The 12595-nt window shown below is 46.1% G+C and carries 11 protein-coding genes; 2 read left to right on the plus strand and 9 right to left on the minus strand.

The window, feature by feature from the left end:
* Nucleotides 1-306 precede the first annotated feature (306 nt).
* Entirely contained in the window at nucleotides 307-981 is a 675-nt protein-coding gene (locus tag DWX43_RS13720; protein ID WP_118620676.1) for an MgtC/SapB family protein, read from the plus strand.
* A 5-nt stretch (nucleotides 982-986) separates the two neighbouring features.
* On the opposite strand, the gene DWX43_RS13725 is transcribed toward DWX43_RS13720, so the two are convergent.
* From DWX43_RS13725 to DWX43_RS13740, 4 genes are all read right to left on the minus strand, one after another.
* Nucleotides 987-1859, minus strand: coding sequence for a carbohydrate ABC transporter permease (locus DWX43_RS13725; RefSeq protein ID WP_118620677.1), 873 nt, complete (start codon nucleotides 1857-1859; stop codon nucleotides 987-989).
* On the minus strand, nucleotides 1860-2702 hold the full coding sequence (locus DWX43_RS13730; RefSeq protein WP_109731995.1) for a sugar ABC transporter permease: 843 nt from the start codon (nucleotides 2700-2702) through the stop codon (nucleotides 1860-1862).
* An 89-nt stretch (nucleotides 2703-2791) separates the two neighbouring features.
* Nucleotides 2792-4141, minus strand: a complete 1350-nt coding sequence (locus tag DWX43_RS13735; protein ID WP_118620678.1) for an ABC transporter substrate-binding protein — start codon at nucleotides 4139-4141, stop codon at nucleotides 2792-2794.
* Between the two features lie 110 nt (nucleotides 4142-4251).
* Nucleotides 4252-6504, minus strand: a complete 2253-nt coding sequence (locus DWX43_RS13740) for a glycogen/starch/alpha-glucan phosphorylase (protein ID WP_118620679.1) — start codon at nucleotides 6502-6504, stop codon at nucleotides 4252-4254.
* A 165-nt stretch (nucleotides 6505-6669) separates the two neighbouring features.
* On the opposite strand from DWX43_RS13740, the gene DWX43_RS13745 reads away from it, so the two are divergent.
* Complete coding sequence (locus DWX43_RS13745; RefSeq protein WP_109731992.1) at nucleotides 6670-7548, plus strand: AraC family transcriptional regulator; 879 nt, start codon at nucleotides 6670-6672, stop codon at nucleotides 7546-7548.
* A gap of 10 nt (nucleotides 7549-7558) precedes the next feature.
* Here the strand turns inward: DWX43_RS13745 and DWX43_RS13750 are convergent, their stop codons facing one another.
* From DWX43_RS13750 to DWX43_RS13770, 5 genes are all read right to left on the minus strand, one after another.
* Nucleotides 7559-8389, minus strand: coding sequence for a PHP-associated domain-containing protein (locus tag DWX43_RS13750; RefSeq protein WP_109731991.1), 831 nt, complete (start codon nucleotides 8387-8389; stop codon nucleotides 7559-7561).
* Nucleotides 8390-8494: 105 nt separating this feature from the next.
* Nucleotides 8495-9400, minus strand: coding sequence for a TMEM198/TM7SF3 family protein (locus DWX43_RS13755; protein ID WP_118620680.1), 906 nt, complete (start codon nucleotides 9398-9400; stop codon nucleotides 8495-8497).
* Between the two features lie 34 nt (nucleotides 9401-9434).
* On the minus strand, nucleotides 9435-10430 hold the full coding sequence (locus tag DWX43_RS13760; protein ID WP_118620681.1) for a WYL domain-containing protein: 996 nt from the start codon (nucleotides 10428-10430) through the stop codon (nucleotides 9435-9437).
* A gap of 756 nt (nucleotides 10431-11186) precedes the next feature.
* Entirely contained in the window at nucleotides 11187-11510 is a 324-nt protein-coding gene (locus DWX43_RS13765; protein WP_109731988.1) for an L-rhamnose mutarotase, read from the minus strand.
* A gap of 11 nt (nucleotides 11511-11521) precedes the next feature.
* The gene (locus DWX43_RS13770) at nucleotides 11522-12559 is read right to left on the minus strand and encodes a uroporphyrinogen decarboxylase family protein (RefSeq protein ID WP_109731987.1); all 1038 of its coding nucleotides are present in this window, start codon (nucleotides 12557-12559) and stop codon (nucleotides 11522-11524) included.
* Nucleotides 12560-12595: the final 36 nt, after the last annotated feature.

Here is a 12595-nt window from a genome sequence, read left to right on the forward strand (position 1 = left end):
GTGATAGCATTATACCTTATCTGGTCATACAATAGAGGCAGAAAGATGACTAGCAAAACGCTCTTTATACTACAGAAAGTTTGTTACTGTTCACACCCTGCGGGCGTGCACAGTAACGGCATCTGCTTATTTCAAGTCGCCTTCGGCGAGAAGCAGATGCCCTGAGACCATCACTTTATTGGCCCGATGCCGTGCAGCAGGGTGCACGGCACGGTGTGAACAGTAACGAAAGTTTACAAAAAAACCATCCGGAATTTTGTATTTTTTTACATTGCGTGCTAAAATCATTTAAAAGGAGGAATTGCTATGTGGCCAATGATTTTTGTTCAATTAGAATATCTTGTAAGAATACTCGGGGCGGCCATCTGCGGCCTGCTTGTCGGGTACGAGCGGGAGAACCACCTGAAAACGGCCGGGATCCGGACCCACACGATTGTTGCGCTTGCTTCTGCGGTTATGATGATTATTTCAAAATATGGTTTTCAGGATATCCTCGCCCTCGACCATATCGGCCTAGACCCTTCCCGTGTGGCCGCGGGGATTGTCACGGCAATCGGATTTCTCGGGGCGGGCGTGATTTTTACAAGGAATATCAGTGTCAGCGGCCTGACAACGGCTGCCGGAATCTGGGCAACCGTCGGGATCGGGATGGCATTCGGGGCCGGGATGTATGTCCTTGGTATCATGACGACCGTATGCATCCTCATTTTCCAGTTTATCCTGCACCGCAGATTCCGCTGGCTGAAGACCCCGACGATTCAGCAGATTACACTTGTCATGAATAATACGGAGAATATCAAGTCGGTCCTGACGGATTCCTTTTCCATCAAGGACTTAAAGATCATGACAATGAAGGCGACCCGTCTGGATGGCCAGACGTTAAAGATCAAGCTGAACGTAGCGTTTCCGGAGGATTACACGTATCAGGACGTAATCGATCTGTTAAAGGACAATCCGCAGATAAAGTCTGTTGATATCTGACCGGATCAGCCTTTTACCGCTCCGGCCGCCACCCCTTTTATAATATATTTCTGACAGCCCAGATAGAATATAATAATCGGCAGGATTGCCAGCACGAGCATTCCCATCATTGCGCCCATGTCCACGGAACCGTAGCCTCCCCTCAGATACTGGACCGCGATGGGGATTGTCTGGTAATCACTACCGAGAACGAGTAAGGGGAGCAGGTAATCGTTCCAGATCCACATGGCATTGAGTATGGCCACTGTGATCGCAGTCGGTTTGAGCACGGGCAGGACGATTCTGAAAAATGTCTGGATGGGTGTGCACCCGTCTATCATTGCCGCCTCCTCCAGTGAGACCGGAATGGCTTTTACGAATCCGGCGAACATAAACACGGACAGTCCGGCCCCGAACCCGATATAGACAAAGATAATCCCGACAGGGTTCCCCAGGTTCAGAGTGTCTGTTACTTTTGAAAGCGTAAACATGACCATCTGGAACGGGACGATCATGGCAAACACGAAGAGGTAGTAAAGTATTGTGGATATCCGGCTTTTCACCCGGGTCAGCCACCATGCCGTCATGGCTGTGAAGAGCACGATCAAAGCTACAGAAAATACGGTGATAAATATGGAGTATCCCGCAGCCTTCAAAAGCCCCGTTTTTGCCACCCCGTCCACATAGTTGCCAAGTCCGGCAAATGTTTCACTGTCTGGCAGTGCAAAAGGCCTGTCGCTGATATAGAGCTTACTTTTAAACGAGTTCATAAATACAAGCACAATCGGAAAGATGAAGATGACCGCCAGTACAGAAAATACAACGGTCATCAGCATGCCTGTTCCTTTTGAGACTTCCATCATCTGAGGTTCTTCCTGCTTTTCTGTTTTTCCCGCCATCTAGTTTTCTACCTCCCTGTTTCTTGTCAAATAAAGCTGTGTCAGCGCCAGAATTCCCACGATTACAAAGAAAATGACCGCCTTGGCCTGCCCGACACCTTCCCAGCCGTTCCGGTTATAAAACGTCGTATAGATGTCCAGCGCCAGCATTGATGTTTTTCGGGACGGCGCCCCAGCAGTCAGTGCCAGATTCTGGTCAAAGAGTTTAAAGGAATTCGTCAGGGTCAGAAACAGGCAGATCGTGATGGATGACATGACCATCGGAATGGTGACCTTGAACAGTGCCTGCATTTTCGTGGCCCCGTCAATTTTCGCCGCCTCGGCCAGTTCCGTCGGGATATTTTGTATTCCTGCGATGTAAATGATCATCATATAGCCGATCAGCTGCCAGTTCATGAGGATAACCAGCCCCCAGAAACCATATTTTGCATCTGTTGTAATTGTCACGCCGAATCCGGCCAGCACCCCGTTGATCATCAGCTGCCATATATAGCCGAGCACAATACCCCCTATCAGATTTGGCATGAAAAACGTTGTTCGGAAAAGATTGGTGCCTTTAATCCCCCTGGTCAGGCCATAGGCAAAGATAAACGAGATTACATTAATACTGATCACCGACACGACGGTAAATTTCACGGTAAACCAGAGTGCGTTTAGGAAATCCGCGTTGGAAAAGGCCTTCACATAATTGTCAGTCCCAACCCATACCGCATTCGTAACCGTAGTAAATTTGCAGAATGACAATCCGATGCCGAGTACAAACGGTATGATGAAAAACAGCGTAAATGCAATCAATGTAGGCAGTACAAATATCCAAAAGTATTTCTTATAAGCTTTCTGCATCCTGTTCCTCCTGTTTGATTATGCAGAAACAGACGAAACCACTCCCGCCTGCTTCTGCATTTTTTATACGAATTACATGCGGAACATGTCTACTCGGCTGCCGCTTCTTTTTCGATCTTCCAGTCCTCCACACAATCCGAAACAACCGCATCCCACTGCTTATTCCCTGTCGCATATTCGAGCAGTGATGCTCCCAGGTTATCTTTAAAGGTCTGGCTCGGGAATGTCTGGAAATCCCATGAGAGATTCGTCAGGTCCTGATTTTCCATATACCGGATGACCTCCTGTGCCAGAGGATCGGTCGGTTTCTGGTCTTCTTCAAACGTATTAAACGGCGTAATGAATCCCAGCTGTTCTGCAACTTCTTCCTTTCCTTCCTCACTGCCGAACAGCCACTCAATAAAATCGATAGAAGCCTTCTTGTCTGCCTCTGAAACCTTATCATTCACACAGAGATAATTTTCACCGCCAATACACAGGCCCTGTTTCTCTTCACCCTCTATCCCGGTATAAATTGGCAGATATTTAATCTTATCTTCCTTAACTATATTTCCTTCCACGCCTCTGATATCTCCCCATGCCCAGTTGCCGTTCTGCACCATTGCAGCCTTGCCGAGCGCAAACTCAGCCATCGAGTCAGAAACCGTTTTAGAACCAAGCATCGCCGGTTCCGTCGTAGAATTGTTCAGATACAGGTCAAAAATATTTTTAAATTCCTCATTGTATTTAAAACTGATCGCATTTTCATCAGTCACATTTTCACCTTTATATTCATAATAAACCGGTACATTCATCAGATGCGTCTGCCATCTCCAGTCCTCGCCGGGCGAAAACGAAGTAGAAGCGAACACACCGCTGATTCCAAGCTGGTCCTTCTTAGCTGTCATATCCTCTACAACTTCCTTCAGCGTCATGAAGTTTTTAATCTCATCCACGGACTTAACCTTTGCCCCGTCCATTGCTGTATATTTATCCATAATCTCCTCATTGTAGATAATTCCGTATCCTTCCACGGCATAAGGGATCGCATATACACCGTCACCCTTCCCCTTGATCGCCATGTCCTTATCGTTCAGCCACGTATACAGCTTCGTGTCTGCAAGATCCATGCAGTAATCTTTCCAGTTCTGATATCCGACCGGGCCATTCACCTGAAAAATCGTAGGTGCGTCCTTCTTTGCAATCTCAGATTTCAGAGTCTGCTCATACGTACCTGCCGCCGCAGTCTGGACCTTTACCTGCACACCGGTTTCCTCCGTATATTCCTTCGCGACCTTCTCCCACTGCTTCGCCTGTTCCGGCTTAAAACTCAAGTAGTATACACTGCCCTTGTCCTCCTTCGAACCGGCAGATTCCGATTTTTTCCCCGCACATCCGGTGCAGAGCCCGGCAAGCATAGACGCCGCCAGAATCGCTGATAAAACCTTCTTGCTCTTCATACTTATCCTCCTAATGATAAAACTTAATTCGGGACGTAGCCTTTTGCAGAAAGGCTACGTCCCGAATTAACTTCAGTGGTGCACCTTTTTGACTTTTGTGGTGTACCTCTTTATAGTTTCCAGATATCTCTATTATATTCTTCTATTGTACGATCTGAGGAAAAGTATCCTGCTTTCGCTATATTTACCAGCATTTTCTTTGCCCACTCGTTTTTGTTTTCGTAAGCTTTGAATGCTTCTTCTTTTTTCTTTGCATATGCCTTGAAATCGAGCAGTGTCATGAACCAGTCTTTTTTCAGGAGTTCGTTCTGAAGTCTTGTCAGGTTTTCTGCGTTTCCTGCGGCGAGTACTTTTTCGCTGGTGATAAAGTCTACCGCGGCTTTGATGTCGGCGTCTTTTTCGTAATACTCGCGGGAGATGTAGTCTGCTTTTGCGTAATGTTCAATGACTTCATCGCTGGATGCGCCGAATACGAAGATGTTTTCATCGCCGACCAGTTCGTGGATTTCGACGTTTGCACCATCGTCGGTTCCGAGTGTTACTGCTCCGTTGAGCATGAATTTCATGTTGCCGGTTCCGCTTGCCTCTTTGGATGCGAGGGATATCTGCTCAGATATGTCGCATGCCGGAATCAGTTTTTCTGCTTTTGTTACGTTATAGTTTTCCACCATGACCACCTTGAGATACGGGCTGACTTCCGGGTCGTTGTTGATAACTTCCTGCAGGCACAGGATCAGGTGGATGATGTCTTTTGCGATGATATAGGCCGGAGCTGCTTTTGCACCGAAGATTACGGTAATCGGTGTAGCCGGAAGTTTTCCTGCTTTAATTTCCAGATACTTGTGGATAACGTAGAGCGCATTCATCTGCTGACGTTTGTACTCATGGAGGCGTTTTACCTGAATGTCAAAAATGGAATCCGGATTCAGCTTTATCCCTTGTGTTTCCATGAGATATTCACAGAGTTTTTCCTTATTCGCTTTTTTGATCTCCTGCAGGCGGCTCAGTACGTTCTGGTCCCCCCGGAAATTCAACAGGCGCTCCAGCTGTTTTGCATCTGAACGGTATCCTTTTCCTATAATAAAGTCCAGCATCTCTGTCAGGAGCGGGTTGCAGTGGAGCAGCCATCTTCTAAACGTAATTCCGTTCGTCTTGTTGTTGAATTTCTCCGGATAAATCTTGTAAAAGTTATTCAGCTCGTTCTGTTTCAATATTTCTGTATGCAGTGCGGCAACCCCATTCACACTGAACCCATAATGGATATCGATATGTGCCATATGTACGGTGTCGTTCCTGTCGATCACTGCCACACTTTCGTCCGCATATTTTCTCCGCACCTTGTCGTCCAGCACTTCGATGATCGGTACCAGCTGCGGCACTACCTTTTTCAGATATCCGAGCGGCCATTTTTCCAGTGCCTCGGCCAGAATCGTATGGTTTGTGTATGCACAGGTACGGGAAACTACATCAATCGCGTCATCCATTTCCATCCCCCTCTCCATCAAAAGGCGGATCAGTTCCGGAATCACCATTGTCGGATGGGTATCATTGATCTGGATCACGGCATAATCCGGCAGGTCATAGAGGCTGCAACCTTTCGCCGTACATTCATCCAGAATCAGTCTGGCACCGTTGCTTACCATAAAATACTGCTGGTAAATACGCAGGAGGCGCCCCTTTTCATCACTGTCATCCGGATATAAGAACAGGGTCAGGTTCTTTTCGATATCCTCCTTGTCAAAATCAATCCCGTTTTCCACAATATCCTCATCCACAGTTTCCACATCAAACAGGTGAAGTTTATTCGTAATATTATTGTATCCGGTCACTTCAATATCGTACATTCTGGAATTCAGAGTCATTCCCTTAAAGGAAACCGGGTAGCTCACATCCGTCTTTACAAGCCAGCTTTCGTTCTCAATCCACGGATTTGGAGTCTCCTTCTGGAGTTCATTTTCAAACTCCTGTTTAAAAAGCCCGAGGTGGTAATTCAGCCCAATCCCGTCACCGCTCAATCCCAGTGTGGAAATGGAATCCAAAAAACAGGCTGCCAGGCGTCCAAGCCCCCCGTTTCCAAGGGAAGGCTCCGGCTCCACTTCTTCAATCTCGCAGATATCCTTCCCATTTGCCGCCAGTACATCCCTGACTTCATTGTAAATCCCAAGGTTGATCATATTATTGGAAAGTAGTTTACCGATCAGAAATTCTGCCGATATGTAATACAGTTTTTTCTTTTTCTCCGGGCGTTCCTTCCCCTTAGCCATCTCCTGTACAATCTTTAAAAGAGCCGAATAAATCTCTTCATTCGACGCCTCCGCTATTCCTCTTCCTAATTTCTGCTGCAAACTATCCTGTATACTCATTAGACTACTCCTTTCAATGCATATAAACAGTTTCTATAGTATGCATTTTAATATGTTTCTATCTCATTTTCTTGCAAAATCCTCTTCATTTATAGTACAATACTATCATATTAATCGCAAAACAGCATCCGTAAAATAGTTTTTTGCAGAAAATGAGGACCTCCCATGAATATCAAAGAATACCAAAACTATCATGAAACCAAATCACATACATCATCTGAATTTCCCTACAATACCTATCTCTGCTCCATCCCACTGGATTTCACGCAGGTCCCGTTCCACTGGCACGAAGAACTGGAACTGATTGTCATAAAAAAGGGGCAGGGTTATGTCTCCGCAGATCTGCACTCCGAGACGGTCACTGCCGGGGACATCGTCCTGATCCTCCCAGGCCAGCTCCACTCGATCGATCAGAAGGCAGGCTGTGAAATGGAATACGAGAATATACTGTTCATGCCCGGGATGCTCATATCGGGTGAAAATGACCTGTGTGCGAACCGGTTTATCCTGCCCCTTTTGAATGAGGAGCAGAGCCCTCTGACCTTCATCACCCCCGCCTGCCAGATTTATCCGCAAATTGCAGGCTGTATCCGTCATATCGATGAATTGTGCGAGGTGCAGTCCGAAGGGTATCAGCTTGCTGTCAAAGCCGAGCTGTTCCGCTTCTTCTTTTTTCTTATCTCGGCACAAAAAAACAGAGACCCTGTCCCGAAAATCAAGACAAAATCTCTGAAGAAATTAAAAACAATATTAAAATATGTGGAAGACCACTACGCCGATTCAATCACTATCGATGATATGGCGGCACTGACATACTACAGTAAATCCCACTTCATGAAGTTCTTCAAAACCCATATGGGCACAGGATTCATCGAATACCTGAATGACTACCGCCTCACGATGGCCGCGCGGCTGCTCGCCTCCACAGGGGCCTCCGTCCTTGAGATTGCAGCGCGCACGGGCTTTGACAACCTGTCCTACTTTAACCGGCTGTTCAAACGTAAATACCACCTCACACCAATGCAGTACCGCAAATCTGTCTGACAGCGGCTGGTTAGAACAGGTTTGGGTCCCCCGTGTAGTACAATTCGATCGGATCAATCGGGTCGACCGGGTTCTCGACATCCATCTTCTCATTCCTTCCGTGCCTTCTCAGCAGCTCGCCGCCTTTGTTGTAAAACCAGAAGGAATAGACGAGAATCTTATTGACCTTGCCGATGCGGTCCTTCGTCGTCTTCTCGTATAACGTACCTCCGGTCTCAAACTTCGTCTTTTTATGGATCATGGAGATCAGTTCGGTCTCACAGGTCACAGGTTCCGGTATGATCGTATAGGCCCGTCCCACACAGCCCGGCTTATGCGAATCACTTCCCCCTATCGTCACCTTTCCATACTTCTGTGCAAGCTTCATCGCTCCCGCATTGGATGCGGCAGACTCACAGCAGTTATAAGCCTCGACGAAATCAAAGCGCTTCATGATCTCCGGGTTCGTATAAAACTTCTTCGTATTCGTAATGCTCAGATACTTCTCTCCGCACGGGTGGGCCGGCCCTAATACACCGCCGTTCCTGTGGACAAGGTCGATCAGCACAGATACCGGCATCCCCCGCATCTCAAGAAGCCGCATCTTCACGCCCTCAGGCATGATGACCAGAATGTGTCCGGCATCTCTCGTATCGTACTCGATCCCCTTTAGCACCACAAAATCTTCATGGGCCTTCCCTTTCATGTGGTACTTCCAGTGGCGGTACCCCTTATACGTGTTATGGTCAGTAACCACCATCCCCTGGAAACCTTTGCTCTTTAGAATTGTAATATATTCGTCCAAGCTTACTTTACTGTCAATAGACCCTTCTTTCACGTGGCAATGCATATCAATCTTCATAAGTAAGCCCCCTTTTCTTCAATTGGATTATAGATATATTATACAACTTTGCCGGGGGACTGGCAATAAACTTCTTCCTGTTCCGTCCTGTAAACTGTATCCAGATTATTTTTCATCATCATCCAGACTGAAAATCTGGATGTCGTCATCGTCTTCGAATTCTTCATCATCTTCCAGAAATTCTTCGTCAATATCCTCATCGATGTCATCGAAATCCATACCGGAATACGCCTCACCTTCATCCTCCGGCTCCTCACCAATATCGTCAGGGCCAGCCTCCATAACTGGTGCCTCCTGATCCAGATTGTCCACCATTGCACGGGCCTTGTCCACTTCATTGGCAACAGATTGTGTATTTCGAATCTCCTCAGCTTTCTTTAGATGCTGCTTTTTGCGCTTCTTTGATTCCAAAAGAAATTGTACAATAATGCCGAGAATCGCAAGCACTGCGATGACCGCGATATTTATAATCCGGTTCTTCAAAGGAAGCAGGATGTAAATTGCCTGTCCTGCGGCAAAACCACCACAAATACCGGTAACCAGCATCGTAACCGGCCCCGCGAATTTCAGGGTAATTAATCCGATGACCAGCCCGATTGCTGCACAGACCAGCATAAACTGCCAGTCCTTCGGCTGTAAAATGCATGCACTGCCTGCCGTACCCAGAATCCACATGACAAAAAATGCCCCTGCCAGAAAGAATCCCGCACAAAGCCCTGCGAGGATCAGACCTGCCGCCGCACCGATAATTAGTGGGATGTAGCCGTCCAGTCCGAAATAAGAAGCCAGATACGCCCCGCCTGAAAAACCGACGGCCAGTCCGAGAACCGCTGCCCAGAACCGCACCATCTTCAGTCCGAAGAAGCAAAACAGAAGGCCGGTGGCAGCCACCACAATCAAAGTGATAAGATCCGCCTGACCCAATCCTCTCCCCTTATCCGTCAACACAGCCATACCTGTATCAAGGTACCCCTGCACCTGTCCTAAAATGTAATCCATATTCATTATCATCTTGTTCACCTTTGTCCCTTAAAATTATTTACAGTTACTCCCCGCTGTCATATGCCCCGGTGATCTCCTTTAAGAAATCCAGATACATATCCGCCACGTACACCGGAGAAAGAATTCTGACATCCTTCCCCAGCCCGGTCAGCCAGCCGAAAAACTGTCCACTGACAGCCACATCCACGCGTGCCGTGAAACTCTCCTCCCCGTCCGGCCTGACAGATACATCCTTCCCAAACCTGTCTATGACAACGCCTATGTATTTATTATGAAATCTGATACGTAAGGTCTCTTCCTCCCCGCCAAACATACCAAATGTTTTTTTCGTATAGTGTGCCAGGTCGAATCTTCCAAACTCTTCCTTCCCGACCCTTGGTTCTCCCAATGTTTCAATATCAAGCATCTTATCCACCCTGAAGTGCTTCAGGATTCCGGCATCTACATCATACCCGATCAGATAATAATTCTCATCGTCCCATGTAAGCGCCCAGGGACTGACCTGATATGGCTCCCCGCCCTTCTTGAGCCTGGTTGTCTTCTCGATCGTCCATTCGAAATACCGGAACAGAATCTGCTGGTTTGAAGCAATAGACGCATAAATCTTATCTATATTATAATAAATGCTTTCATTCATCGCCTTGATTCTGTTCGCAACAACAACCTGACGCTGAAGCTGCTTTGCTTCATACTTGCTTGCCATACTCTCGATCTTACGGATCAGGCTGTTCGACTTGCTCTCTGTAATAAATCTGGAAGACTGAACCGCGTCCACCAGTAATTTCAGCTCCGCCAGTTCGAATTCATGGCTTTGAAGAAAATATCCTTCAGGCCGCTCTTTCCGGTAAGCGATATCCATCCCGAACTTTTTCAGCGTCTCGATATCATTATACAGACTTTTCCGTTCTGCCTGAATTCCATATTCCAACAGCTTCTCTTCAAGCTGCTTTCTGGAAAGAGGATGCACCGCATCTGTTTCCTCGTGGAACAGCCTCATAAGAAACAGGATCTTTTCCTTCTGGTTACTTGATCTTGCCATACTCATCTCCCCTGCAACATGTTCTGATTTCTCCCCACATCTTTCTTATTTTAACAATTTTTGCAGAAATATACAACACAAAATAGCTTTTCGGGTCACTTTCCGCAAAGCTATTTTATATCCACACAAAGTAAAGATGGATGCCAATCTAATTATGATTAACACCCATCTTCACACTGATATTTCTATCATTCTTTTTTTACCTCTTTCTCTACCAATTTTGTTGATAGCGGTTTGGTTTAAAACTTTAATTTGCTGGTGGTCCGTACCTCCTGTTCTTAAACTTTACCGGACTTGTTCGATGATTTTCTTTTTACGATGGATTTTACTTCTCTCATAACTTTCTCGTCATTATGATAATTTCTCCATCTTTCCGTTCTAATCATTTACTTTTGTCCAGTTACTAAAACATTCTGAACTTTCATTTACGAAGAATTTTCCTCTCTCTTATGAGATTACTTTTTCTTTTTAAGTGATTGTTCATTTGTTTTATTTCTTGTATTAAGAATACTACACGTTTCCCATTTTGTCAACACTATTTTTAGTTTTTTTATATATTTTTGAGTAATTATCTTTTTATTTGGCTCTAATCAAAGAATAAAGTGTGTATTATTTTTGATTAAAAGCAAAAATATCTGACATTCTGACAGTTTCTGCTGCCAGTTTCCGGGCAGACAGTTCTGTCTGATTGTCAGATATTTCTATTCCTGATTCTTAAGGCTGTCTTCGTATACATATTTATAATGCAGGCATGAATTAATCCAGATGGTAGACCTCTTCCATCTCAGCCCACCATTCGCCTTCTTTTCTTCCGTCAAGCGGCTGCTGGAAAGGCATCACCAGATCCCACCATTCCTGTGTCTTAGGGTCTGCGGCCATTTTTGCCATGTCTGCCTCATAATCGTCGCCGGTATACTCATAATAGGAGAACAATAATTCACCAAAGTTATAAATGGAATAGTTCGACAGGTTACACTCTTTGATCATGGCGTTGATCTCGGGCCATATATTTGCATGATGATATTTGTATTCATCTAATTTTTCTTTTTTCACTCCAATTATGGAACCATATCTCTGCATTGCTGCACCTCCTAATATACTTTTTGTGCTTCTTCAAATAATGCATGGATGTTTGCAGGAGGAACGTCCGGCATAACTGCCTCATGGCTTGGGGATATAATCAGTCCTGTCGGGAATATGGTACGCAGTTCTTTTACTTTGTTACGCACATCCTCCGGGCTTCCGTTTACCAGCAGGTCCTGTGTATCTACGCCTCCGCAGAAGGATACTTTGTCACCGAATTTTTCTTTCAGGCTTTCCGGTTCCATGCCTGCAGCCAGTGCCTGAATCGGATGTACGATATCCACGCCTGCTTCAATCAGGTCCGGAATAATATCGGCGATTGATCCGCAGGAGTGATAGATTACTTTTACACCATAACTGTGTGCCTGTTCCACCAGTCGTTTACAGCCCGGGATAATGAAACGGCGAACCATGTCCGGAGAAAGCATCAGCCCCCTCTGGCTTCCCATGTCGTTGCCGATCAGTACGGCGTCCAGTCTGCCCTTTGTGGCTTCAAAGAAAATTTTATTTGCTTTCAGGTAGAAATCCATGATCTTCTCGTCAACAGCCTCGTAAATCTCCGGATTTGCAATCATGTTCATTAAGGCTGTCTCCATACCGAAAGCCGCGCACGTATCCTGAAAATGTGCAGACCATAACATGCCTAAAGTCACTTTATCGTCGGGAGCCGCCTCTACACGGCGTCTGCACTCTTCGACGTCAATATATTCCGCCGGGTCCGGCCATTTAAAGAAATCCAGATCTTCCAGCTCCTCCGCATCTTTAAAGCATCCGTCAGCGGTCAGCGTGCGGTCTTCTGCATCCACATTTCCGTCCATATACCAGTCAAATGCAGCATAAATGGCACTTGCCGTCGGTGATTGATATGGAACTTCCACCGCATAGAAATCATCCCCTACCGCCAGTTTTAACTCATGCATATTCTTAACACCATAGTACTCAAATAATGCCGGCTGTGCATAGATATCCGGCATACCGAGCCATGCTGCGGGGCGGTCTACCGGTTTCCTCTCAACCGTTGCCAAAAAACGTTCTTTACTGTTCATCTGTCTCTCCTTTTTACAAGACAGGCGGAAGCTTTA

The sequence above is a fragment of the Clostridium sp. AF19-22AC genome, assembly GCF_003479085.1.
Taxonomy (GTDB): domain Bacteria; phylum Bacillota; class Clostridia; order Lachnospirales; family Lachnospiraceae; genus Faecalicatena_A; species Faecalicatena_A orotica.

Bases quoted from the DNA above. Each gene is read 5' to 3' on its own strand.
- DWX43_RS13720 (WP_118620676.1), top strand. From the start codon at position 307: ATGTGGCCAATGATTTTTGTTCAATTAGAATATCTTGTAAGAATACTC.
- DWX43_RS13725 (WP_118620677.1), bottom strand. From the start codon at position 1,859: ATGGCGGGAAAAACAGAAAAGCAGGAAGAACCTCAGATGATGGAAGTC.
- DWX43_RS13730 (WP_109731995.1), bottom strand. From the start codon at position 2,702: ATGCAGAAAGCTTATAAGAAATACTTTTGGATATTTGTACTGCCTACA.
- DWX43_RS13735 (WP_118620678.1), bottom strand. From the start codon at position 4,141: ATGAAGAGCAAGAAGGTTTTATCAGCGATTCTGGCGGCGTCTATGCTT.
- DWX43_RS13740 (WP_118620679.1), bottom strand. From the start codon at position 6,504: ATGAGTATACAGGATAGTTTGCAGCAGAAATTAGGAAGAGGAATAGCG.
- DWX43_RS13745 (WP_109731992.1), top strand. From the start codon at position 6,670: ATGAATATCAAAGAATACCAAAACTATCATGAAACCAAATCACATACA.
- DWX43_RS13750 (WP_109731991.1), bottom strand. From the start codon at position 8,389: ATGAAGATTGATATGCATTGCCACGTGAAAGAAGGGTCTATTGACAGT.
- DWX43_RS13755 (WP_118620680.1), bottom strand. From the start codon at position 9,400: ATGATAATGAATATGGATTACATTTTAGGACAGGTGCAGGGGTACCTT.
- DWX43_RS13760 (WP_118620681.1), bottom strand. From the start codon at position 10,430: ATGGCAAGATCAAGTAACCAGAAGGAAAAGATCCTGTTTCTTATGAGG.
- DWX43_RS13765 (WP_109731988.1), bottom strand. From the start codon at position 11,510: ATGCAGAGATATGGTTCCATAATTGGAGTGAAAAAAGAAAAATTAGAT.
- DWX43_RS13770 (WP_109731987.1), bottom strand. From the start codon at position 12,559: ATGAACAGTAAAGAACGTTTTTTGGCAACGGTTGAGAGGAAACCGGTA.